At 74.6% G+C, this 22,363-nt stretch carries 22 protein-coding genes; 18 read left to right on the top strand and 4 right to left on the bottom strand.

Annotation, left to right across the window (positions count from 1 at the left end):
* Positions 1 to 30 precede the first annotated feature (30 nt).
* Together DSM104299_RS20420 and DSM104299_RS20415 are read left to right on the top strand one after the other, a co-directional pair.
* Positions 31 to 1,002, top strand: coding sequence for an alpha/beta hydrolase (locus tag DSM104299_RS20420; protein ID WP_272473500.1), 972 nt, complete (start codon positions 31 to 33; stop codon positions 1,000 to 1,002).
* Positions 999 to 2,261: an alpha-hydroxy acid oxidase gene (locus DSM104299_RS20415; RefSeq protein WP_272473499.1), complete on the top strand. Its 1,263-nt coding sequence runs from the start codon at positions 999 to 1,001 to the stop codon at positions 2,259 to 2,261. The genes DSM104299_RS20420 and DSM104299_RS20415 overlap by 4 nt, the downstream gene beginning before the upstream one ends.
* A gap of 17 nt (positions 2,262 to 2,278) precedes the next feature.
* Here the strand turns inward: DSM104299_RS20415 and DSM104299_RS20410 are convergent, their stop codons facing one another.
* Positions 2,279 to 3,244, bottom strand: a complete 966-nt coding sequence (locus tag DSM104299_RS20410; protein WP_272473498.1) for an NADP-dependent oxidoreductase — start codon at positions 3,242 to 3,244, stop codon at positions 2,279 to 2,281.
* A gap of 70 nt (positions 3,245 to 3,314) precedes the next feature.
* On the opposite strand from DSM104299_RS20410, the gene DSM104299_RS20405 reads away from it, so the two are divergent.
* Entirely contained in the window at positions 3,315 to 4,301 is a 987-nt protein-coding gene (locus DSM104299_RS20405; protein ID WP_272473497.1) for a GlxA family transcriptional regulator, read from the top strand.
* Here DSM104299_RS20405 and DSM104299_RS20400 read toward each other — a convergent pair.
* Positions 4,262 to 4,888, bottom strand: coding sequence for a peroxidase-related enzyme (locus tag DSM104299_RS20400; protein ID WP_272473496.1), 627 nt, complete (start codon positions 4,886 to 4,888; stop codon positions 4,262 to 4,264). The two genes, DSM104299_RS20405 and DSM104299_RS20400, sit on opposite strands and share 40 nt — an antisense overlap.
* A 174-nt stretch (positions 4,889 to 5,062) precedes the next feature.
* On the opposite strand from DSM104299_RS20400, the gene DSM104299_RS20395 reads away from it, so the two are divergent.
* From DSM104299_RS20395 to DSM104299_RS20380, 4 genes are read left to right on the top strand one after another with little or no spacing between them, the layout of a single operon-like run.
* Entirely contained in the window at positions 5,063 to 6,220 is a 1,158-nt protein-coding gene (locus tag DSM104299_RS20395) for a sugar ABC transporter substrate-binding protein (protein ID WP_272473495.1), read from the top strand.
* Between the two features lie 52 nt (positions 6,221 to 6,272).
* A complete protein-coding gene (locus DSM104299_RS20390) occupies positions 6,273 to 7,298 on the top strand; it encodes an ABC transporter permease (protein ID WP_272473494.1) in 1,026 nt (341 codons plus the stop codon).
* On the top strand, positions 7,285 to 8,829 hold the full coding sequence (locus DSM104299_RS20385; RefSeq protein ID WP_272473493.1) for a sugar ABC transporter ATP-binding protein: 1,545 nt from the start codon (positions 7,285 to 7,287) through the stop codon (positions 8,827 to 8,829). The genes DSM104299_RS20390 and DSM104299_RS20385 overlap by 14 nt, the downstream gene beginning before the upstream one ends.
* 10 nt (positions 8,830 to 8,839) lie before the next feature.
* On the top strand, positions 8,840 to 9,754 hold the full coding sequence (locus DSM104299_RS20380; protein WP_272473492.1) for an oxidoreductase: 915 nt from the start codon (positions 8,840 to 8,842) through the stop codon (positions 9,752 to 9,754).
* A 6-nt stretch (positions 9,755 to 9,760) separates the two neighbouring features.
* Here the strand turns inward: DSM104299_RS20380 and DSM104299_RS20375 are convergent, their stop codons facing one another.
* On the bottom strand, positions 9,761 to 10,375 hold the full coding sequence (locus DSM104299_RS20375; RefSeq protein WP_272473491.1) for a response regulator transcription factor: 615 nt from the start codon (positions 10,373 to 10,375) through the stop codon (positions 9,761 to 9,763).
* A 129-nt stretch (positions 10,376 to 10,504) separates the two neighbouring features.
* Here DSM104299_RS20375 and DSM104299_RS20370 point away from each other — a divergent pair, with 129 nt between their 5' ends.
* The 3 genes from DSM104299_RS20370 to DSM104299_RS20360 are packed head-to-tail and all read left to right on the top strand — an operon-like array spanning position 10,505 to position 13,494.
* Entirely contained in the window at positions 10,505 to 11,335 is an 831-nt protein-coding gene (locus DSM104299_RS20370) for an SDR family NAD(P)-dependent oxidoreductase (protein WP_272473490.1), read from the top strand.
* A 48-nt stretch (positions 11,336 to 11,383) separates the two neighbouring features.
* Positions 11,384 to 12,277, top strand: a complete 894-nt coding sequence (locus tag DSM104299_RS20365; RefSeq protein WP_272473489.1) for an SMP-30/gluconolactonase/LRE family protein — start codon at positions 11,384 to 11,386, stop codon at positions 12,275 to 12,277.
* A 53-nt stretch (positions 12,278 to 12,330) separates the two neighbouring features.
* A complete protein-coding gene (locus DSM104299_RS20360; protein ID WP_272473488.1) occupies positions 12,331 to 13,494 on the top strand; it encodes a LuxR C-terminal-related transcriptional regulator in 1,164 nt (387 codons plus the stop codon).
* Positions 13,495 to 13,523: 29 nt separating this feature from the next.
* Here the strand turns inward: DSM104299_RS20360 and DSM104299_RS20355 are convergent, their stop codons facing one another.
* On the bottom strand, positions 13,524 to 14,225 hold the full coding sequence (locus DSM104299_RS20355) for a GntR family transcriptional regulator (RefSeq protein WP_272473487.1): 702 nt from the start codon (positions 14,223 to 14,225) through the stop codon (positions 13,524 to 13,526).
* A 41-nt stretch (positions 14,226 to 14,266) separates the two neighbouring features.
* Between DSM104299_RS20355 and DSM104299_RS20350 the strand changes: the two genes are divergently transcribed.
* The 8 genes from DSM104299_RS20350 to DSM104299_RS20315 all read left to right on the top strand — a co-directional run bounded on the left by DSM104299_RS20350 (position 14,267) and on the right by DSM104299_RS20315 (position 22,362).
* Positions 14,267 to 15,301 carry a RuBisCO large subunit C-terminal-like domain-containing protein gene (locus tag DSM104299_RS20350; RefSeq protein ID WP_272473486.1) on the top strand — a complete coding sequence of 345 codons (1,035 nt, stop codon included), beginning with the start codon at positions 14,267 to 14,269 and terminating at the stop codon, positions 15,299 to 15,301.
* The gene (locus tag DSM104299_RS20345) at positions 15,298 to 16,485 is read left to right on the top strand and encodes a RuBisCO large subunit C-terminal-like domain-containing protein (RefSeq protein WP_272473485.1); all 1,188 of its coding nucleotides are present in this window, start codon (positions 15,298 to 15,300) and stop codon (positions 16,483 to 16,485) included. The genes DSM104299_RS20350 and DSM104299_RS20345 overlap by 4 nt, the downstream gene beginning before the upstream one ends.
* Positions 16,475 to 17,842, top strand: coding sequence for a four-carbon acid sugar kinase family protein (locus tag DSM104299_RS20340; protein ID WP_272473484.1), 1,368 nt, complete (start codon positions 16,475 to 16,477; stop codon positions 17,840 to 17,842). The genes DSM104299_RS20345 and DSM104299_RS20340 overlap by 11 nt, the downstream gene beginning before the upstream one ends.
* On the top strand, positions 17,839 to 18,684 hold the full coding sequence (locus tag DSM104299_RS20335; protein WP_272473483.1) for a phosphogluconate dehydrogenase C-terminal domain-containing protein: 846 nt from the start codon (positions 17,839 to 17,841) through the stop codon (positions 18,682 to 18,684). Before DSM104299_RS20340 ends, DSM104299_RS20335 begins: the two co-directional genes overlap by 4 nt.
* A 6-nt stretch (positions 18,685 to 18,690) precedes the next feature.
* Positions 18,691 to 19,422, top strand: a complete 732-nt coding sequence (locus DSM104299_RS20330; RefSeq protein WP_272473482.1) for a (Fe-S)-binding protein — start codon at positions 18,691 to 18,693, stop codon at positions 19,420 to 19,422.
* Positions 19,419 to 20,804, top strand: coding sequence for a LutB/LldF family L-lactate oxidation iron-sulfur protein (locus tag DSM104299_RS20325; protein WP_272473481.1), 1,386 nt, complete (start codon positions 19,419 to 19,421; stop codon positions 20,802 to 20,804). Before DSM104299_RS20330 ends, DSM104299_RS20325 begins: the two co-directional genes overlap by 4 nt.
* Complete coding sequence (locus DSM104299_RS20320) at positions 20,789 to 21,433, top strand: LutC/YkgG family protein (protein WP_272473480.1); 645 nt, start codon at positions 20,789 to 20,791, stop codon at positions 21,431 to 21,433. The genes DSM104299_RS20325 and DSM104299_RS20320 overlap by 16 nt, the downstream gene beginning before the upstream one ends.
* Before the next feature lie 113 nt (positions 21,434 to 21,546).
* Positions 21,547 to 22,362: an NAD-dependent epimerase/dehydratase family protein gene (locus tag DSM104299_RS20315; RefSeq protein WP_272473479.1), complete on the top strand. Its 816-nt coding sequence runs from the start codon at positions 21,547 to 21,549 to the stop codon at positions 22,360 to 22,362.
* Position 22,363: the final 1 nt, after the last annotated feature.

The raw sequence follows: 22,363 nt of genomic DNA, 5'->3' as shown, positions 1-22,363 counted from the left end.
CAACACGAACCAGAAGGATGGAAGGTCACCATGGCAATTGGGTCCGAGACTGAGGTCCTGCGGCGGGACGGCACGATCCGCCGGCGCGACGTCGAGTTCCAGACCGACGACGGGCTGACGCTGCGCGGCTGGCTCTACGTCCCGGCGCAGGCGACGACGGCGCTGCCCGCGGTCGTGGTCACGCAGGGCTTCGGCGGCGTCAAGGAGCAGTACGTCGACGACGTGGCGGAGACCATCGCGGGCAGCGGCCTCGCCGTGCTCCTGTACGACCACCGCAACTTCGGCACCAGCGACGGCGAGCCGCGGCAGGAGGCGGATCCGTGGGCGCAGATCCGCGACTACCGCACCGCGATCACCTACCTGGAGTCGCTGCCCGAGGTCGACGCCGATCGCATCGGGGTGTTCGGCAGCAGCTACGCGGGCGGTCATGCGATCGTCGTCACCGCGCTGGACCGGCGCGTCAAGTGCGTGTTCGTGCAGGTCCCGATCATCAGCGGCTACCGCAACGGCGTGCGCTTCGTGCGGTCCGACATGGTGGCCGACCTGCGGGCGCGGTTCGACGCCGATCGCCGCGCGCGCTTCGCCGGCGAGGCGCCTGAGACCGTCCCGATGATCGCACGCGATCCCGCGGCCGACGCGGCGCTGCCCAACGTCGAGGTCTACGACTGGTACCAGACGATCGAGCCGTGGCGCCTGGAGAACTGGCGCAACGAGGTGACGCTCCGGTCGATCGAGATGTGGTGGGAGTACGAGCCGGGCGCCTACATCGAGCGCATGAGCCCGACGCCCATGTTGATGGTCATCGGCGCCGAGGACGCGCTCACCGTCTCGGAGGAGGCGTTCGCCGCCTACGACCGGGCCCGCGAGCCCAAGCGCCTCGTGACGCTGCCGACCGGGCACTTCGGGGTCTACGTCGAGTACAAGGAGTACTGCGAGCAGCTCGCCGCCGACTGGTTCGCCGAGCACCTGCTCGGCGAGCGGGAGCCGATCGTCTCGCCGTGAGCGACTTCACCGATCTGCTGCGGCGCCAGGTCGCCGACGACGTCCGCCGACTCGGGCCGGCCCTCCTGGCCGCGCGCGAGGGCGGGCGCGGCGGCCGGCGCGCCGGGCGCCGCGGCACGATCGGCGAGCTGCGCGGCGCGGCGCGGCGCGCGCTGCCGCGCGTCGTCTTCGACTACCTCGAAGGCGGCGCGGGCGACGAGGTCACGCTCGCGCGCAACATGGAGGTCTTCGCGGCGCTCGAGCTGCTGCCCCGCACGCTGGTCGACGTCGCCGACGTCGAGCTGCGGACCACGCTGGCCGGGAGCGCGTCGGCGCTGCCCGTCGTCGCGGCGCCGATGGGCGCGCTCGGCCTCGTCCACGCCGACGGCGAGCTGGCGTTGGCGCGCGCGGCGCGTGCGGCGGGCGCCGTGTCCGCGGTGAGCTGCATGTCGTCCTACGCGCTGGAGGAGATCGCCGCCGCCGGCCGCGGCGGCCCGCTGTGGTTCCAGACCTACATGTGGCGGGACCGCGGGCTGCTGGACGAGCTCGTCCGCCGCGCCGACGCGGCCGGCTACGCGGCGCTCGTCGTCACCGTCGACGTGCCGCGCGGGGCCAACCGCGACCGCGACCGCCGCAACCGCTTTGGCGTGCCGCCGCGGGCGACCGCGCGCTCGCTGCTGGATGGCCTGCGCCACCCGCGCTGGTCGGCGGCCTTCGCCGCGCGCGGGCGCCTGCGCTTCGGCAACTTTACCGGTGAGCGACTCGGCGTCGACGACGGTCCGGCCGCGCTCGCGAGCTTCCTCACCAGCCAGTTCGACCCGTCGGCGTCGTGGGACGACCTCGAGCGCCTCCGGGAGCGCTGGGACAAGCCCTTGATCGTCAAGGGCGTGCTCGACCCCGCGGACGCCGCCCGGTGCGCGCTGCTCGGCGCCGACGCGATCGTGGTCTCCAACCACGGCGGACGCCAGCTCGACCACGCGCCGTCCGGCATCGGCGCGCTCCCGGCGGTCGTCGACGCCGTCGACGGACGCGCCGAGGTCTACGTCGACGGGGGCGTCCGCCGCGGAGGCGACGTCGCCAAGGCGCTGGCGCTGGGCGCCAAGGGCTGCATGGCCGGGCGCGCGCTCGGCTACGGCCTCGGCGTCGCGGGCCAGGCCGGCGCCGAGCGCGCGCTGGCGATCCTCGCCGACGAGCTCCGCCTCACGCTGATGCTCGCGGGCTGCCCGTCGGTGCACGACCTCGGGCCGGCGTGGGTCCGCCGGCCGGTCGCGGTCGCCTGAGGCCCAGGTCGCGTCCGTCAGTCGACCGTCAGCACGATCTTGCCCGTGGTGCGCCCGGACTCGCCGAGCTCGTGGGCACGGCGGGCCTCGGCGAGCGGGAGGACCGTGTCGATGACCGGCCGCAGCGCCCCGGCCTCGACCAGCGCGGCGATCTCCGTCAGCGCCAGCCGGTCGGGCTCCACCAGCGGCGCGGCGACGCGGACCCCGCGGGCGGCGGCCTGCGCGGCGACCTCGTCGCCCGGGTCGAACGGCGACGCCAGGCAGACGAGGATGCCGCCGGCGCGCAGGGTCTCGAGCGAGCGGGCGCCGTAGTCCCCGCCGATCGTGTCGAGGACGACGTCGACGTCCGCGACGACCGACTCGAAGGGCGTGGCGGTGTAGTCCACGAGCTCGTCCGCGCCGAGCGCGCGCAGCAGCTCGTGCTTGGGCGCGCTCGCGGTGCCGATGACGTGCGCCCCGCGCGCCTTGGCGATCTGCACGGCGACGTGCCCGAGGCCGCCGGCGGCGGCGTGGATCAGCACCCGCTGGCCGGGCTGGACGTCGGCCGTGTCGACCAGCACCTGCCAGGCCGTGAGCGCCGTCAGCGGCAGGGCGGCCGCCTGGACGTGGTCGAGCGTCGCGGGCTTGGGCGCGAATTGACGGGCCGGGGCCACCACGTACTCCGCGTACGCGCCCGCCTGCCGCGGGAAGTGCGGCATGCCGAAGACCTCGTCGCCCGGCGCGTGCAGCGTGACGCCGAGGCCGACCGCCTCCACGACCCCGGAGACGTCGTAGCCGAGGATCGGCGGGTCGCCCCAGAGCCCGAGGCCGCCGGACACCCGCTGCTTGAAGTCCGTCGGGTTGACGCCGGCGGCGCGCACGCGGACGAGGACCTCGGTCGCTCCGGGGACGGGCTTGGGCGTCGCGATCTCGGCCAGCAGCTCGGCTCCGCCCCAGGCGGTGGGGCTGATCGCGCGCATCATCTCAGCGGTCATCGTGCTCATGGGGTGAGTCTGCGCGCGCCGCCGACCGCCGGCAAGTGGCCGGCAGGACAACATGTGCAAGGATCAGGCCATGGCCGCCGTCGCCGCCCACCGCGTCGCCGTCCTCGCGCTCGACGGGGTGTTCCCGTTCGAGCTCGGGATCGCGTCGCGGATCCTGGGGTCCGCGCAGCGCGACGACGGCACCCCGCTCTACCGCGTGCAGACCTGCACGGTCGACGGCGCGCCCGTCCGGACCGACGCGGACTTCGCGGTCGTCCCCGACCACGACGCGCGGATCATCCGCCGCGCCGACACGCTCGTCATCCCGTCGCCGGCCGGGCGCGGCCCGCTGTTCGAGGCGGGCATCCTCGACGACGACGTGGCGGACGCGCTGGCCGGCCGCCGCCGCGGCACGCGCGTCGTGTCGATCTGCATCGCGACCTACGTGCTGGCGGCCGCCGGCCTGCTCGACGGCCGCCGGGCGACGACGCACTGGCAGCGCGCCGACGCGTTCCAGCGCCTCTTCCCGCGCGTGCAGCTCGATCCCGACGTGCTGTTCGTCGACGACGGCGACGTGCTCACGTCCGCCGGCGTAGCGGCGGGGATCGACCTCTGCCTGCACGTCGTGCGACGCGATCACGGCAGCGACGTCGCCCACCGCGTGGCGCGGCAGTGCATCGTGCCGCCGTGGCGTGACGGCGGCCAGTCGCAGTACGTGCAGCGCAGCGTCCCGGCCGCGGACCGGCAGAGCACCGCCGCGGCCCGGGCCTGGGCGCTCGAGCGCCTCGAGCGGCCGTTGACGCTCGCGGCGCTCGCCGATCGCGCGCACATGAGCGTGCGGACGTTCACCCGCCGCTTCCGGGAGGAGGTGGGCCTCAGCCCGCAGCAGTGGATCGTGCAGCAGCGCATCGACGCGGTGCGCCACCTGCTCGAGTCCACCGACCTGCCGGTCGAGCACGTGGCCGATCGGGCCGGGTTCGGCAGCGCGGCCTCGCTGCGCCAGCATCTGCACGCGGCGCTCGGCGTCTCCCCGTCGGCCTATCGCCGGACGTTCCGGTCCGGCGCGGCGGCGTCGTAGTCGCGGCGCATCGCCAGGAACTCGGGATCGGGCTCGAGCCCGATCGCGTTGGCCAGGCGGTTGGTGAAGTTGAAGGCGGCGATCACCTCGACGGCCTCGAGCAGCTGCCGGTCGTCGAGGCCCAGCGCCCGCAGCGGCTCGAGCGCCTCCGGCGTCACGCCCGCCGCGTCGCGCGTCGCGGTCACCGCGAGCTCGGCCAGCGCGCGGTCGCGCGCCGAGAGACGCGCGTGCCGATGGTTGATCGTGAGGCGATCGACGAACGCGGGGTCGCCGGTCAGGTCCCGGAGGATCGCGGCGTGGGTCGCGATGCAGTAGTTGCAGCGGTTCTCGGCGGAGACGACGACGGCGAGCAGCTCCCGGTCGCGCGCGGGCAGGCGGCCGGCGTCGGGATCGAGCAGCCCGGTGAAGAACGGAAAGAACGCGAGCAGGTGCTCGGCGTTCAAGGCGTAGGCCTTCAGGAAGTTCGGGACGAAGCCCAGCTCGCCGCGGACGTCCTCCATGAGCGCGAGCAGCGCGGGCGGGAGCTCGTCGTCGGTGGGTGGCCGGAGGGCGGACGGAGCGGGTGAGGTCGTGGCGGTGGAGTCCATCGTCGCGGTCTACCAACCGCGGACCGCTCCCTTCCCCGCACATACGGGGGCGCGCCCCCCGTCCGAATGGAGCGTGGCGCGGAGACGTCCGTGACGGTGAGGTTGAGCGGTCCCTGTCTCGTGGAGGAGAGCAAGATGTACGTATTGCGACGCACCGCCGGCTCTGTCGGAGCCGTGACGGCGATCGCCGCGCTGGCGCTGACCGGCTGCGGCAGCAGCTCGGACGACAGCTCGTCGTCGGCCAAGCCGTCGACCGCCACCGCGGCCAAGGCGGCCTCGGCGGCCGAGCAGCGTGCCGCGCAGGCGGCCGCCCTGGGCACCAAGGCGGGCAAGCAGGCGAGCGGCGGCAAGCGCGCGACCGCCGCGCCGGTCAAGACCATCGCCTTCCTGAACTACACCTCGCAGGCGGTCGCGCTGCGGCGCGTCGCCACCGGCGAGAAGGCCGCCGCGGAGGCGCTCGGGTGGAAGTTCGACACCTGCGACGCGCAGGGCAGCCCGCCCAAGGTGGCGACGTGCGCGTCGTCGTTCATCCAGCGCGGCGACGACGTCATCTCGTCCACCGCGATCCCCGTCGCGCTCGACACGCCCCAGCTCAAGCTCGCCAAGCAGAAGGGCATCCCCTGGTTGAACACGGGCGGCCAGGCTCCGCGCAGCGACCTCTACGCGGCGGCGTTCTTCCTGCCCGAAGTCAAGTTGTACGGGGCGCTGCACGACGCGATGTTCAAGCAGCTCGGTGACCAGCCCGCGCGCATCGGCGCGCTCAAGCTCACCGTCGACGACACGGCCCGCGCGCGCTTCGAGGCGCTCACGGCCGACCTCGGCAAGCACCCCGGCGCGAAGGTCGTCGCCAGCCTGGAGGGCACGCCGAGCAACCCGGCGGCGGTCTCGCCCGGCATCGTGGCGATGCTGCGCCAGCACCCGGACATCAACGCGATCTGGTCGTGCTGCGACATCCTCACGCCGCCGATCGTGCAGGGCATCCACCGCGTCGGCCTGACCGGCGACAAGGCGCCGGTCGTCGTCGCGCCGTTCCCGGACCAGGGCATGCTGCAGTCCATCCGCGACGGCGACATCTCGGTCGCGGTCGACCTGCCGTGGGAAGCCTACGGCTGGATCGCCGTCGACGAGGCCGTGCAGAACACCGTCCACAAGACGCCGTTCACGGCGTACGGCGAGCCGACGCAGTACCCGGCGGCGCTGTACGGCGGCCAGATCATCACCAAGGACAACGTCCAGAAGGACCCCAACAAGCTCCAGGACCCCGTCTTCGACTACGCGAGCTACTTCAGGGCCAAATGGAAGGCGCAGTTCGGAGCGGGGGAGTCGTCATGAGCCAGACGTCCTCGCCGAACAGCGCGGCGCAGTTCGGAGCCGGGCAGTTGCCATGAGCCAGACCTCCTCCCCGACCACCGCGGCCACGGCGGCGCCCCTGCGGGCGTCGCCGGGTCGCGGCGCGCGGGCCGCCACGGTGCTCGGCGGCGCGCGCCGGCACGGCGTGCTGCTGGCGCTGGCCGCCACCATCGCGCTGTTCTCGGCGCTGCGGCCGCACATCTTCCCGACCGTCGACAACGTCGAGACGATGCTGCGCGACCTGTCGCCGCTGGCGATCGCCGCGTTCGGCATGACCGTGGTGCTGGTCATGAACGACTTCGACCTGTCGCTGGGCGCGATGATCGGCCTGGGCGGGACGGCGGCGGTCGTGCTGCTGTCCAAGTCGGACGTCAACTACGTCCTGGCGATCGCGCTGACGCTCGGCCTCGGTGTCGCGGTCGGGCTGACCAATGGCATCGCCGTCGCCTACGCCGGCGCCTCGTCGTTCGTCATCACCCTGGCGATGGGCACCGTGCTCCAGGGCGTCGAGTACCAGATCTCCGGCCAGCAGTCCGTCTTCCAGGGCGTCCCCGACAGCTACAAGTCGCTCGCCAACGCCGAGCTGTTCGGGCTGTCGAGCCAGGTCTACGTGGCGCTGGCGGTGTTCGTGGTGCTGTTCGTCCTGCTCGAGCGGTCCGAGATCGGGCGCTACATGTACGCGATCGGCGGCAACATCGAGGCGGCACGGCTCTCGGGCCTGCGGGTGCGCGAGCTGCGCGTGCTGGGGTTCGTCATCGGCGCGGTCTGCTCGGCGGTGGCGGGGATGCTGCTCACGTCGCAGGCGGGCCAGTCCACGCCGGACCTGGGCGTGCCCTACCTGCTGCCGGTGTTCGCCGCCGTCTTCCTGGGGTCGACCGCGGTGCGGGTCGGCAAGTTCAACGTCCTGGGGACGCTCGTCGGCGCGATCTTCCTGCAGGTCATCTCGACCGGGCTGATCCTGCTCGAGCTCAAGCCCGCCTACATCAACATCGTCCAGGGCGGCATCCTCGCCGGCTCCGTCCTGCTCGCGCGCCTGGGACGAAACGATGCCCGGGGCTGACGTGCTGTGCCGTGCCCGCGGCATCCGCAAGGACTACCCGGGCCTGCGCGCGGTCGACGACGCCGACCTGGAGATCCGGGCCGGCGAGGTCGTCGGCCTGCTGGGCAAGAACGGCGCGGGCAAGAGCACGTTGATCAAGATCCTGGCCGGCGTGCAGCGGGCGGACGCCGGGACGCTCGAGCTCGGCGGCGAGCGCGTCGACCTCGACCGGCTCGGCGTCGCGCAGGCCCGCGCGCTCGGCCTGGCGGTCATGTTCCAGGAGCTCGAGCTGTTCCCCGGGATGTCGGTGGCCGAGAACATCGTGCTCACCTCGCGGCCGCCGCGCCGTCGCGGCCTCGTCGACTTCCGCGCCATGCGCGAGACCGCGGCCGCCGTCCTGGCGACGGTCGATCCGAGCATCGACGCGCGGGCCGGCATCGACGCGCTGCCGCCGGCCCAGCAGCGCGCCGTGATGATCGCGCGGGCCGTGCACCAGGGCGCGCGCCTGCTGATCCTCGACGAGCCGACGACGTCGCTGACGACGCGCGAGATCGAGGCGCTGCACGCGCTGGTCCGCCGGCTGGCCGCGGCCGGCCACGCGGTGGTCTACGTGTCGCACCGGCTCGACGAGGTCCGCGCCATCACCGACCGCGTCGTGGTCATGCGCGATGGCGCCGTCGTCGCGTCGCGCGCCACCGGCGAGCTGACGATGCGCGAGCTGGTCGCGACGATCAGCGGCAACGTGGCGGGCACGACCGCCGACGAGCGCCGGACGCAGCGCGGGGTGGAGGCCCGCCCGGTCGGCCCCGTCCGCGTCGCGGTGTCCGGGCTGACGGTCCCGGGCGTGCTCGAGGACATCAGCTTCGAGGTCCGCGCCGGTGAGATCCTCGGGATCGGCGGGCTCGTCGGCGCCGGGCGGACCGAGCTCGTCCGCGCGCTGTTCGGCGCGGACCCGATCGACGCGGGCACGATCGCGGTCGACGGCGAGCCGGTGCGGATTCGCCGGCCGCGCGACGCCGTGCGCGAGGGCATCGTCCTGCTGCCCGAGGATCGGCGCCATCAGGGGCTCGTGGACAGCTTCGGGATCCGGGAGAACACGACGCTCGCGACGTTGAGCCGCTTTCGCCGCCACGGGCTGCCGATGCCGTCGCGCCGCCGCGAAGGCCGCGCGACGGCCGAGCTGATCGACGGGCTGAAGATCCGCGCGCGCGGCCCGGAGCAGGGCGTCGCGTCGCTGTCCGGCGGCAACCAGCAGAAGGTCGTCATCGCCAAGTGGATGCTGCGCGAGGGCAAGCTGCTGATGTTCGACGAGCCCACGCAGGGCATCGACGTCGAGGCCAAGGAGGAGGTCTACACCCTGATGGAGCGCTTCGCGGACGGCGGCGCGTCGGTGCTGCTGATCTCCTCCGAGTTCTCCGAGCTCGTCGGCGTGTGCCGTCGGGTGATCGTCCTGCGCGAGGGCGCCATCGCGGCGACGCTCGAAGGCTCCGACGTGACGGAGCGCGCCATCACCGACGCCTGCTATTCCGCGGGCGCCGCCCCTGCGGCATGATCGGAGCACCATGAACGACTGGCGAGACGACGCGCACGAGAACGGGGCCGCACCGGCCGCGGCGATCGGCGAGCAGCCGGCGCGGCGCTTCGGCGACGGGCCGCCGGTATGGCTGATCACCGGCTGCTCGTCGGGGTTCGGGCGCGCGGTCGCCGACGCCGCGATCGCCCGCGGCGACACGGTGGTCGCGACCGCCCGCGACGTCGCCGCGCTCGACGACCTCGAGCATCCCGACGCCGATCGCCTGCTGCGGCTCCGGCTGGACCTGGTCGACCAGCGGTCGATCGCCGCGGCCGCCGAGGCCGCGCTCGCGCGCTTCGGCCGGCTCGACGTGCTCTTCAACAACGCCGGCATCGCCACGCTCGGCGCCATCGAGGAGGTCGGCGACGACCTGCTGCGACAGCAGCTCGAGGTCAACCTCTTCGGTCCCCTGGCGCTCACCCGCGCGGTGCTGCCCGCCATGCGCCGCCAGGGCGACGGCCACATCCTGCAGATGAGCTCGATGGGCGGCCGCTGCGCGTTCGCCGGACTCGGCGCCTACCACGCGAGCAAGTGGGGGCTGGAGGGCGCGTCGGTCGCGCTGGCCCAGGAGGTGGCGCCGTTCGGCGTCCGCGTGACGCTCGTCGAGCCCGGCGACTTCCGGACGCCGGTGCTGGCCCCGGGACGGATGGCCGTCAGCGCGGCGATGCCCGAGTACGGCGACACGGTCGGGCGCGCGCGAGAGGGGATCGGGCAGCTCGACGGCCACCAGCCGGGCGACCCGGCGCGGGCCGCGCAGGCGATCCTCGCCGTCGTCGACGCCGAGGAGCCGCCGCTGCACCTGGCGCTCGGGACCGACTGCTACGAGCGCTTCCAGCAGGAGCTCGAAGGGCAGTTGGCCGAGCTCGAGCGCTGGTCGCACCTCACGCTGTCGACCGACTTCTGAAGCGGCTCAGCCGAGCAGGCCGAGCTGCTGGGCGCGCATGACCGCCTCGAGCCGGGTGTGGACGCCGAGCTTGCGGTAGGCGCTGCGCACGTGGTGCTTGATCGTCTGGGGCGACAGCAGCAGCGCGCTGCCGATCTCGCTGTTGCGCGCGCCGGTGGAGAGATGCGCGATGACCTGCAGCTCGCGCTCCGACAGGCCGGCGGTCGTCCGGGGGTCCTGGGCAAGGCCCACCTCCTCGCCGGCCGCGGCCCGCTGCAGCGCGTCGATGAGCTCGCTCGCCGGCGCGGTGCTGTCGATCGCGCCGACGGCGCCGACGGCGAGGGCGTCGCGGTGGGTGACGCGGCGCTGCTCGACCATCAGGACGATCGGCAGCAGCGGTCGCGCCGCGCGCAGGCGGGCGTTCACCGATCCCGTCGCCGTGAACTGGTCCACGCGGATCAGCGCGACATCGGGCTTGTAGCGCGCCGCGTGGGCGACGGCCTCCTCGATGCCGGCCGCGACCACGACGCGCTCGGCCCACGGCTGGCGCGCCAGCAGGGCGCGGCAACCGACGCGGACCAGCTCGCTGTTGTGCATGACCAGGACGCGCGTGGCACGCGGCGCGGTCGCGTCATCGCTCATGGGACTCCTCCGATGCATGACCCGTTCGGGTGAATCGCCCTCGCCGCACTGGCGGGGCGCCCGACGCTCCGTCACTCTAGACTGAGATCTCAGTTGATGTCAACCATGTCGAAGGAGCAGGAGCCCCTGATGACCGCTTCCCCCGAGCCGCGCACCCTCGAAGGCCTCGTGTTCGTGATCACCGGCGGTGGGCGCGGGCTCGGCGAGTCGGCGGCGCGCCTCGCCGCCCGGCGCGGCGCCGCGGTGGTCGTGTCCGACACGAACGCCGAGGCGGGCGAGGAGACCGTGGCGACGATCGCGGCCGACGGCGGGCGCGCGGCGTTCGTGGGCTGCGACGTCACCGACGAGGCGCAGGTGGCCGCGCTCATGGCCGGCGCGGCGGAGCGCTTCGGCGGCATCGACGTGCTGGTCAACAACGCGGGCGTGATCGACTGGGCGCTGGCGGACGACACGTCGCTCGAGGGCTTCGGCCGCGACCACTTCGCGCGCGTCCTGGAGGTCGGCGTGACGGGCGCGTGGCTGTGCGCGAAGCACGCGCTGCCGCACCTGCGCGCCAGCCAGCACGCCTGCATCCTCAATGCCGGGTCGATGGCGTCGTTCGTCGGCTGGGCGGGCATCAACGCGTACTGCGCGGCGAAGGGCGGCGTGCTGCTGCTGACCCGCTCGCTGGCCGCCGAGCTCGCGCCCGCCGGCGTGCGCGTCAACTGCTACTGCCCGGGCAACGTGCGCACGCCGATGATGGAGACGGTCTTCGAGAGCGCCGAGGACAAGGACGCGTGGACCGAGGAGCTGCTGTCCACGCACCTGGTCCGGCGCTTCGGCGAGCCCGACGACATCGCGCAGCTGATCTGCTTCCTGGGCAGCCCGCAGGCGTCGTACATCACCGGTCAGTCGTTCGTCGCCGACGGCGGCACGCTGGCCTGGCGCGGCACGGCCGACCAGCTGCCGTTCGCCGCCTGAGGGCGCGCGTCGCCTCGGGCCGGGGAGGCCGTCAGCATGTGCGCTCACATGCTCGACGACCTCCTCGGACCGGACGCGGCGCCGGAGCGCCTGGTCGAGGGCCTCGGGTTCACCGAGGGCCCGGCCTGGCATCCCGGTGAGCGCCGGCTGTACTTCAGCGACGTCCCCGGCGACGCGCGCTGGCGCTGGGGCGAGCAGGACGGGCTCGAGCTGGTCGCGCGCCCCGCGCAGATGTCCAACGGGTCGGCGTTCGCCCCCGACCTGTCGCTCGTGGTGTGCGAGCACGCGACGAGCCGCGTCGTGGCCTGGGCGCCCGACGGCGCGGTGCGGATCCTGGCGTCGGCGCACCAGGGCCGCCAGCTCAACAGCCCCAACGACGTGTGCGTGGCCAGCGACGGGACCGTCTACTTCACGGATCCGACCTACGGGCGCAGCGCCGCGCACGGCCACGGCGTCGATCGCCCGCCCGAGCTCGACGTGCGCGGGCTCTACCGGGTGGATCCCGCGACGGGCGCGCTGACGTGCGAGCACGACGGCTTCGACCAGCCCAACGGCCTGTGCCTGTCGCCCGACGAGCGGCTGTTGTACGTCAACGACACGCCGCGCGCCCAGGTGCTGGCCTTCCCCCGGCGCCCGGACGGCCGCCTCGCCACGCCGCGCGTCTTCGCGCCGGACGTCGGCGACGGGCGCTTCGAGCACGGGATCGTCGACGGGATGGCGTGCGACGTGCACGGCAACCTGTGGACGACGGGGCCGGGCGGGATCTGGGTCTTCGACCGGCGCGGCGCGCGACTGGGCGTGCTCGCGTTCGACGAGCCCAACGTCGGCAACCTCACCTGGGGCGGGCGCGCGTGGGACGAGCTGTTCGTGTGCGCCACCGGGAGCGTCTACCGGCTGCGTACGCGGGTGGCCGGTCACCACGTCGCGCTCGCCGGCCACTGACCCGTTCGGGTCAACGCGTGCGCGCGCATGCGCGCGGGAGTTACTGTCGGTGCATGCTGGACCTGAACGTGGTGCCCGCGGAGTCGAGGCCGGCCGCGGACCGGCCCGCCGCACGTCCTGATCGCGCCGCCCTGCAACGATCGCTGGAGGAGCTGTTGGCCGGCTCCGACGCGCAGTGCGCGTCGCTGTCGCGCTTCGACGCGGACGCGGCCAACTGCTTCGTGGAGGTCACGGCGGGCACGACGCTCATCGCCCGCGGCGGCCTGCTCCCGATCGAGTGCTCGACGAACTTCACCGTCGCCGCCGGCGGCGACGTCTTCGCGTCGGCCGACCTGCGCGAGGCGGTGCGCTACGACCGCGGCTGGGACGTGGTCACGGTCGCCGGCGGCATGCGCTCGACGTGCACGATCCCGCTGACCCTCGGGTCGCGCCCGCTCGGCGCGGTGTCGTTCAGCTCGCGCGAGTCGGGCGTCGCGTTCGCGCCGACCATCGACTCGGTCATGAGCGTGAGCGACCAGCTGGTCCTCGCGCTGCTCGGCCACGAGCGCGACGCCCACGCGTCGCGGCGCGTCCTGATCTGCGTCGACGACCTGCTGGCCGCCGAGGGCCTGGCGCGGATCGCCGAGCGCGAGCTCGGCGCCGAGATCGTCGCCTGCGCCTCGGTCGAGGAGATCGCGGGGCGCGTGCGCGCGGAGACCGACCTGATCCTCCTCGACTCCTACGTGCAGGGGCGGCGCGTCGACGAGCAGGCCGATGTCCTGCGCCGTCACGGCGTGAAGGCGCGCGTGATGGTCGTCTCCTCGTTCGACGTCGAGAGCAACCGCGCAGCGTCGCTGCGCGCCGGCGCCCTGGGCTACGTCGCCCGCGACGCGCCGGTCCCCGACATCGGCGACGCGATCCTGCGCGTGGGCAGCGGCGAGCGCCTGCCGGCCGTGCCGATCGACGCGAGCGAGCACCAGGGCGAGCAGGTCACGGCGCGCGAAGGGCAGATCCTCGTGCTGCTCGAGCGCGGCCTGCAGGTCAAGCAGATCGCCAGGCACCTCGGGATCTCGGACGCGACGGTCAAGGGCTACCAGCGCAACCTGTTCGCCAAGCTCGACGTGCACTCGACCACGGCCGCGATCTACGCCGCCCGTCGCAGCGGGCTCCTGCACAGCCTCCAGGGCACGGTGCGCGCGCCGAGTCCCGACGGCATCCTGGCGCCGCTGGTGGCCTGACCCTCAGCGGCCCACCGGCGCGTGCTCGCTCAGGCCGCGAGCAGCGCGTCGCGGCCGCGCTCGAGGTGCCGCTCCATCGCCTGCGCGGCGCGCTGGCCGTCGCCGGCCGCGACGCGGTCCAGGATCTCGCGGTGCTCGGCGATGCTCGCGACGAGCAGCGGCGGATCGTCGCGGATGTGCTGGGCGACGATCCGGGCCAGGCGTTCGCGCTGGTTGGCCAGCACCCGCTCGATCTCCGCGTTGCCGGCCAGCGACGCCAGCGTGGCGTGGAACTGGGCGTCCTCGTCGATGTAGGTCGTGACGTCGCCGGCGTCGGTGCGCTTGGCCGCGCGCCCGACCTTGCGGCGCAGGCGCTCCTGGGCGGCGATGCGCTCCTCGAGGGCCGTGATCGCTGCGGGCGTCTGGCGCTCCGCCGCGCGGCGGGCGACCCACGTCTCCAGCGCGATGCGCAGGTCGTAGTGGTCGGCGACCTCGGCGCCGCTGAGCCCGCGGACGCGGACGCCGCGCTGGGGGAGGATCTCGACGAAGCCGTCCTGGGCGAGCCGCTCGAACGCCACGCGGATCGGCGTCTTGCTCATGCCCAGCCGCTCGACCATCTGGCGCTCGGAGATGAACGATCCGGCCGCCAGGTCACCGTTGAGGATCAGCGCGCGCAGGGTCGCGAAGGCCTGGTCCTTGAGGGCTGCCGCGGGTTGCGCAGCACGGTCACGGGCGCGAGTCGGAGAGGGCACAGTTGCATTCTACTGAGATCTCAGTGTAGACTGAGATCTCAGTGTCAGGGTCAACCATCATCGCCAACTACGACATCGTCGCCGGCGATCCCGAGCATGCGGCCGCGGTCCTCGCCGGCGAGGGGTCGACCGGGACCTTCGTCCGCGTCGCGGGCGACGACGCCGCGGGCGTCGAGCGCTTCGCGATCGCCGTCGCCGACCTGCAGGCCACCGGCAGCCCGGACGGCGCGGGGCGCACGCCGGCGCGGCTGGCGCTCGCGCTGCCCGAGGACCTGGCGGGCGGCGACCTCACGACGCTGCTGGCGTCCGTCGCCGGCAACGTCAGCGAGGTCGCGCAGGTCTCCGCGCTCCGACTCGTCGACCTCAGGCTGTCCGACGGCTTCCTCCGCGGGTGCCCGCGCCCGCGCTTCGGCGTCGACGGGACCCGGCGGCTGCTCGCCCGGCGCGAGGGGCCGCTCGTCGCCGGCGGGGTGGGGGCGACGCGGCGGCCCACCCCGGACGCGGTCGCCGCCGGCGTCCGGTCCGCGCTCGCGCGCGGCGTCGACGTGATCCGGGATCCCGTCCCGGTCGCCGATCCGGCGTGGTGTCGGCTGCGCGACCGCGTCGCCGCCGTCGAGCGCGTGCTCGCCGAGCACCGCGAGCGCCACGGCCGGCGCGCCCTGTTCACCTACACCATCGACGACGAGCCGGCCGCGATGGTCGTCCATGCCCACCTGGTGGTCGCCGGCGGCGGCCACGCGGTCGGCGTGCGCGTGGCGGGCGTCGGCCTCACCGCCGTCGCGCACCTGCAGCGGCGCACCGGCGTCCTGATCGCCGCGCGGTCCGCGCCCGGCGTCGCGCTGACCCGCTCGGCGCGGTTCGGCATCGCCGACGAGGCGCTGCAGGCGATCTGGCGGCTGGCCGGCGTCGACCACCTGCCGGTCGGTGCGGCGCACCCGGATCCGGCCGCCGGCGTCCGCGCGCGGCTCACGCCGCTCCTGCACGGGCGGGACCGCGCCCTGGGCGCGGTCGCCGCCGGCACGGCGCATCGCGCCGAGCACGACGACATCCTGATCGAGGAGGAAGCCACCACATGACCACGCTGACGCGCACCCAGGTCTCCTACGCCCTGGAGACCGCGGGGTCGGTCGACGTCGCGGTCGCCGCGCTGGCCGCGGCGGTGGGCGGCGACGACGGACCCGTCGACGTCGTCGAGGTCGGCGCCGCGAGCGGTCACGCCGGCGGCGCCCAGGCGCGCGTCACGCTGGGCCTGGACGACGCGACGATCGGCGCGGACCTCGTCGCGCTGACCGGCGCGCTGATCGAGGCGCCGTTCGACCTCCCGCAGCTGTCCGGGTTGCGTCTGACCGCCGTCCTTCCGGGCGCGGCGCTCGCCGCCGCGGTGCCCGGGCCCCTGCACGGCATCGCCGGCACCCGCGCGCTGGCGGACGTCCCGGACGGACCCATGTTGGGGTCCATCATCAAGCCGAGCGTCGGGCTGTCGGTCGCCGAGACCGCCGAGCGCGCCCGGCTGCTGGCCGCGGCCGGCCTGGACTTCCTCAAGGACGACGAGCTCCTCGCCGACCAGCCGCACGCGCCGCTCGAGCGGCGCGCCGAGGCGGTCGCGCGCGTCCTGGAGGACGTGGCGCTGGAGACGGGCCGGCGGCCGATCTTCGCGTTCAACGTCAGCGGCGACGACCTGGACGCCGTCGTCGCGGGCGCCGACCGCGTCGCCGAGACCGGCGGCCGCTGCGTGATGGTCAGCCTCAACCAGGTCGGCCTGGCCGGCGTGCTCGCCCTGCGCCGCCACACGACGCTGGCGCTGCACGGCCACCGCAACGGCTGGGGCCTCCTGGCCCGGTCGCGGCGGTGGGGGATGACCTTCGGCGCCTACCAGGCGCTGTGGCGCATGGCCGGGGTCGACCACCTCCACGTCAACGGCTTCGCCAACAAGTTCTGGGAGCCCGACGCCTCGGTCGCCGCCTCCATGCGCGCCTGCGTCGCCGACCTCGGCGGCGTCGCGCCGGCGCTTCCGGTGGTCTCGTCGGGCCAGTGGGGCGGGCAGGCGGTCGACCAGTACGCGACGGTGCCGACCCAGGACTTCATGTACATGTGCGGCGGCGGCATCCAGGGCCATCCCGACGGCCCGGCGGCGGGCGTCCGCGCGGTGCGCGCCGCGTGGGACGCGGCGATCGCCGGTGTGCCGCTCGCCGCGATGGCGGCCGACGTCCCGGCGCTGGCGCAGTCCCTCGAGCGCTTCGGCCCGCAGCATGTCGCCTGAGCGCCCGCTCGTCGCCTGGTACGGCGACGACATGACCGGGTCGATCGACGTGCTCGAAGGTCTCGCGCAGGCCGGGCTGCGCGCGGTGCTCAACGTCGCGCCGCCCGACCGCGCGCAGCTGGAGCGCTATCCCTGGGCGCAGGCCGTCGGCTGGGCCGGGAGCACCCGGACCCTCGCCCCGGCCGAGGTGCGCAACGCCGTCTCGGCGGCCGCCGAGGTCATGCTCGCGTCGGGCGCCCGCCTGATCCACTACAAGATCTGCTCCACGTTCGACTCCTCGTCGTTGGTCGGCTCCATCGGCGCGGCGATCGACGCCGCCCAGGACGTGGTGTGCTCGCCGTTCGTGGCGGTCATGCCGGCCGCCCCGCGCCTGGGGCGGTGGTGCGCGTTCTCCAACCTCTTCGCGCGCTCGGGCGGCGACAGCGCCGTCTTCCGGCTGGACCGCCACCCGACGATGCGCGCGCACCCGGTCACGCCGATGGCCGAGAGCGACGTCCGGCGCGTGCTGGCCGCGCAGTCGGCCCGCCCGATCGGCGACCTCGACCTCGTCACGCTGAACGCCGGTCGCCCGGCCGTCGAGGCGCGCATCGACGCCCTCGCCGACCTGGGCATCGACACGTTCGTGTGCGACACGACCTCCGACGGGCACCTGCGCCTGCTCGCGAGCGTCCTGTGCGCGCGGGCCGCGGAGGCGCCGCTGCTGGTCGTCGGCTCCTCGGGGCTCGAGCACGGGCTGGCCGACGCGCTCGGCCAGCAACCGTTGGGCGCGCCTGAGCGCCAGGTCGAGGACGTGGTCCTCGCGGTGTGCGGGAGCCGGTCGCCGGTGACCGACCGCCAGATCGCCCGCGCGGCCCGCGACGGCTGGGTGGAGGTGGCGCTCGACCTCACCAGCGCGACGCGCCCGGAGGCGGGCGCGCGGGCGGTGGAGGTCGCGGCGCAGGAGGCGCGGGCCGCTCTGGAAGCCGGCACCAGCGTGGTCGTCCACACCGCCGGCCGCGCGCTGGGGGACGGGGACGAGGCGATCAGGCTGCCCCAGCTGTCGGGATCGGAGCGCCGCCGGCTGGGCACGACGCTGGGCGCCGTCGCGCGCCACGTCCTCGCCCGGACGCCCGTCCGCCGGCTCGCGATCGCCGGTGGCGACTCCTCGGGCGACGTGCTGCGCGAGCTGGGCGCCGAGGCGCTGGAGATCGCCGGCGCCTTCGCGCCCGCCATGCCGTTCTGCCGGCTGCACGGCCCCGCCGCGCCGGACGGCGTCGAGGTGATCTGCAAGGGCGGGCAGACCGGCAGCCCGAGCTTCTTCGAAGAGGTCCGCCTGGGCCGGCCCACCATCCACGAGCCCATCGAGGTGCAAGCATGATCGACGTCACGCTGGTCGGCGCGGCCGGCCGCATGGGGGGACGCGTCCGGCGGTCGCTGCGCGACGACGCGACCTATCGCCTGACGCTCGTGGAGAACGACCCGGCCGGCGTCGCGCGCCTCGCCGCCGAGGGATGGGCGACGACGCCGCCCGACGCGGCGTACCGCGGCGCCGAGCTGGTCGTGTTCGCCGTCCCCGATCGGATCGTCGGCGACGTCGCCGCCGATGTCGTGCCGCGGCTCGATCCCGGCGCGCTGGTCGTCTGCCTCGACCCGGCCGGCGCGCACGCCGACAAGATCCCCCGGCGCGACGACGTCGGCTGCTTCGTCACCCACCCGACCCACCCGCCGCTGTTCGACCTGCTCGCCGAGCCGACGATCGAGGCGCGCCGCGACTACTGGGGCGGCGGTCTCGCGCGCCAGTCGCTCGTGCACGCGCTCGTCTGGGGGCCGGAGTCCGACTACGCGCGCGGCGTCGCGCTGGCCGAGCGCGTCTTCCGGCCGGTCCTGCGCAGCTTCCGCGTGTCGCTGGCCGACATGGCGCTGCTCGAGCCGGCGATGTCGGAGACGATCACGCTGACCTGCATCCAGCTCATCCGCGACGCGCTGGACGAGGTGGTCGCGCGCGGCGTCGACCCGCTCGCCGCCCGCGACTTCCTGCTCGGCCACGTGCAGATCTCCTGCGCGCTGCTGTTCGGCGAGCTCGACTGGGAGCTCTCCGACGGGGCCAAGCAGGCGGTGCGCGACGCGATGGAGGACCTGATCCAGCCGGGTTGGCGTGAGGCGTTCGCGCCCGACGCGGTCCGCCTCAGCGTGGGCCGGATCACCGGTGAGCAAGGCTGATCGAAAATGCGCGTCGCGCTCTTCGTCACGTGCCTGGCCGACACGCTCTCGCCCGCGGTGGGGCGGGCCACGGTCGAGCTGCTCGAGCGGCTGGGGCACGAGGTCGTGTTCCCCGAGGAGCAGACCTGCTGCGGCCAGATGCACGCCAACACCGGCTACCCGGCCGAGGCCACGGCGCTGGCCCGCCGGTTCGTCCGCGTCTTCGGCGCCGACGACCACGACGCGATCGTCTCGCCCTCCCCGTCGTGCGTCGGCATGGTGCGCGAGCAGTTCGCCGCGCTGGCCCGCGCGGCCGAGGACGAGCAGCTGGCCGCCGACGCCGCGGCGCTCGCGCCCAGGGTGCACGACCTGTCCGAGCTCCTCGTCGACGTCCTCGGCCTGGAGGACGTCGGCGCGGTGTTCCCGCACCGCGTGACCTACCACCCGACCTGCCACGGGCTGCGCGGCCTCGGGCTCGGCGACCGGCCGCTGCGGCTCCTGCGCGCGGTGCGCGAGCTCGAGCTCGTCGAGCTGCCAGACGCGACGACGTGCTGCGGCTTCGGCGGCACCTTCTCGATCAAGAACGCCGACACGTCCGCGGCGATGCTGACCGACAAGGTCGCCGGGATCCTGCGGACCGGCGCCGACGTCTGCTGCGCGGGGGACGCGTCCTGCCTGCTGCACATCGACGGCGGATTGCGGCGCGGGCGCGCCGGGGTGCGGACGCTCCACCTCGCCGAGATCCTGGGGGCGACGTGAGCGGGTTCGCCAGCGCCGCGCGCGCCGGGCTCGACGATCCGCAGCTGCGGCGCAACCTCCGTCAGGCCACGACGACGATCCGCGCCAAGCGCGACGCCGCCGTGGCCGAGGTCGACGACTGGGAGGGGCTGCGCACCGCGGGCGCGGCCATCAAGGACGCGGCCCTGCTGGCGCTCGACGCGCACCTGGAGCGCCTCGAGGCCAACGTCGTCGCCGCCGGTGGGCAGGTCCACTGGGCGCGCGATGCCGGCGAGGCGAACGCGATCGTGACCGCGCTCGTGCGCGCCACCGGCGCCGACGAGGTCGTCAAGGTCAAGTCGATGGCCACCGAGGAGATCGGCCTCAACGCCGCGCTCGCCGCGGCCGGGATCGCGGCCTACGAGACCGATCTGGCCGAGCTGATCGTCCAGCTCGGCGACGACCGCCCGTCGCACATCCTCGTCCCGGCCATCCACCGCAGCCGCGAGGACATCCGCGCGCTGTTCGAGCGCGAGCTGGGGGAGACCGGGCTCAGCACCGACCCGGCGGAGCTCGCCGGCGTCGCGCGGCGGCATCTGCGCGAGCGGTTCCTGCGCGTCCGCGTCGGCGTGTCGGGCGCGAACTTCGCCGTCGCCGAGACCGGCGCGATCTGTGTCGTGGAGTCCGAGGGCAACGGGCGGATGTGCACCACGCTGCCCGACACGCTGATCACGGTGATGGGCATCGAGAAGGTCGTGCCGCGCTGGGAGGACCTCGGCGCGATGCTCCAGCTGCTGCCGCGCTCGTCGACCGGTGAGCGGATGAACCCATACACCTCGCTCTGGACGGGCGTGACGCCCGGCGACGGGCCGCAGGCCTTCCACCTCGTGCTGCTCGACAACGGGCGCACCACCGCGCTGGCCGACGCGATCGGGCGCCAGGCGCTGCGCTGCATCCGCTGCTCGGCGTGCCTCAACGTCTGCCCGGTCTACGAGCGCGCCGGCGGGCACGCCTACGACGCGACCTACGCCGGGCCGATCGGCGCGATCCTCAGCCCGCTGATCGACGGCTTCGAGCGCCACGCGACGCTGCCGTCGGCCAGCACGCTGTGCGGCGCGTGCTACGAGGTCTGCCCGGTCAAGATCGACATCCCGTCGGTGCTCATCCACCTCCGTGGGCGCGTCGCGCGCGAGCACGGCGCGCCGCCGAGCGAGCGGGCCGCGATGCGCGCGATGGCGCGGGTGCTCGGCACGCGGCGGAAGTACGAGCTGGCCCAGCGGGCGCTGCGGACGGCGGGCCGGCCGCTGTCGCGCGACGGGCGCCTCGAGCGCCGGCTGCCGGGCCCGCTCAAGCCGTGGACGACGTTCCGCGATCTGCCGGCGCCGCCGGAGCAGACGTTCCGTGAGTGGTGGCGTTCGCGATGAGCGCCGCGCGGGCGGAGGTCCTGCGGCGGATCCGCGACGCGCTCGGCGACGAACGTGCGCCGGCTCCGCCGCCTGCGCCGGCGGCCGCGGCCGCGGCGCCGCGCGTGGCCGATCCGGTGGCGCGGTTCACCCAGCGCGTCGGCGACTACCGCGCCGGCGTGACGGTCGTCGAGGACGCGAGCGAGGTCGGCGCGGCCGTCGCCGCGGCGCTGACCCGGCACGCCGCCGCCGATGCCGTGGTCCCGGCCGACCTGCCCGCGGGCTGGGTGCCCACCGGGATCGCGGCGCTCGCCGACGACCCGCCGCTGCCGCACGCGCGGCTGGCGCAGGTCGGCGCGGTCGTGACCGCCTGCGCGCTGGCGATCGCCGAGACCGGCACGCTGATCCTCGACGGCGGCGTCGGGCAGGGCCGCCGGGCGATCACGCTCCTGCCCGACGTCCACGTGTGCGTCGTCGGTGCCGACCAGATCGTCGGCACGGTGCCGGAGGCGATCGCCCGGCTGGCCGGCACGCCGCGGCCGCTGACGCTGGTGAGCGGCCCGTCGGCGACGTCGGACATCGGCTTCGTCCGCGTCGAGGGCGTCCACGGGCCGCGCCGGCTCGAGGTCGTCGTCAGCCGCCGCGCCTGACGCGGGCGACGACGCGCGACGGCCACGCGCGCAGCGCCATCGCCGGCCGTAGTGCTCAGCATCCAATATATTGGCTTTCATATGTCACGAGCTTCAGCGCGGGCGCGCCGGCGATGACGGTCGTCCTCACCGGCGCGGCGGGCGACGTCGGCACGGTCCTGCGCGCGGGGCTCTCGGCGCGCGGCACCGCGCTGCGCTCCAGCGACGTCCGGCCGATCGCCTCCGCGGCGCTCGCCGCCGGAGAGGAGTTCAAGGTGGTGGACTTGACCGACGCGGTGGCGGTGATCGCGCTGATGGAGGGCGCCGAGGCGGTGATCCACCTCGGCGGCGTCGCGGACGAGGCGGCGTTCGACGTTCTCGCCGGCCCGAACCTGCACGGCGCGTTCCACGTCTTCGAGGCCGCGCGCCGCGCCGGCGTGGGCCGGGTGGTGTACGCCAGCTCGAACCGGATCACCGGCCTGCGTGGCACGAGCGAGCCGCTGACCGGCGCCGAGCCGGTGGCACCGGACGGCCTCTACGGCGCCACGAAGGCGTTCGGCGAGGCGCTGGCGGCGATGTACGCCGGCCGCTTCGGGATGGACGTCGTCTCGATCCGGATCGGCTCGTTCGAGGCGCGGCCGTCCGAGCCGCGACACCTGAGCACGTGGCTCAGCCACCGCGACGCGGTGGCGCTCTTCGCGGCCGCGCTCGACGCACCGGCCGGCTTCGGTCACGTCATCGTGTACGGCGTCTCGGCCAACACCCGGAGCTGGTGGCCGCCCGGTCCGGGCGCGCGGCGCATCGGCTACGTCCCGCAGGACGATGCCGAGGCGTTCGCCGCCGACCTGGCCGGCGCGGACGGTCCGCCGGCTGCGCTGCAGGGCGGCGCGTACGCCGCGCCCTCCTACGGCGGCTGGGCCGACGCGCCGTGGCCCAGCAAGGGCAGCTGAC

It is taken from the genome of Baekduia alba (genome assembly GCF_028416635.1).
GTDB classification, from domain to species: Bacteria; Actinomycetota; Thermoleophilia; order Solirubrobacterales; family Solirubrobacteraceae; genus Baekduia; species Baekduia alba.
Note: the sequence above shows the minus strand (reverse complement) of the source record. Positions and strands in the feature narration are given on the sequence as shown.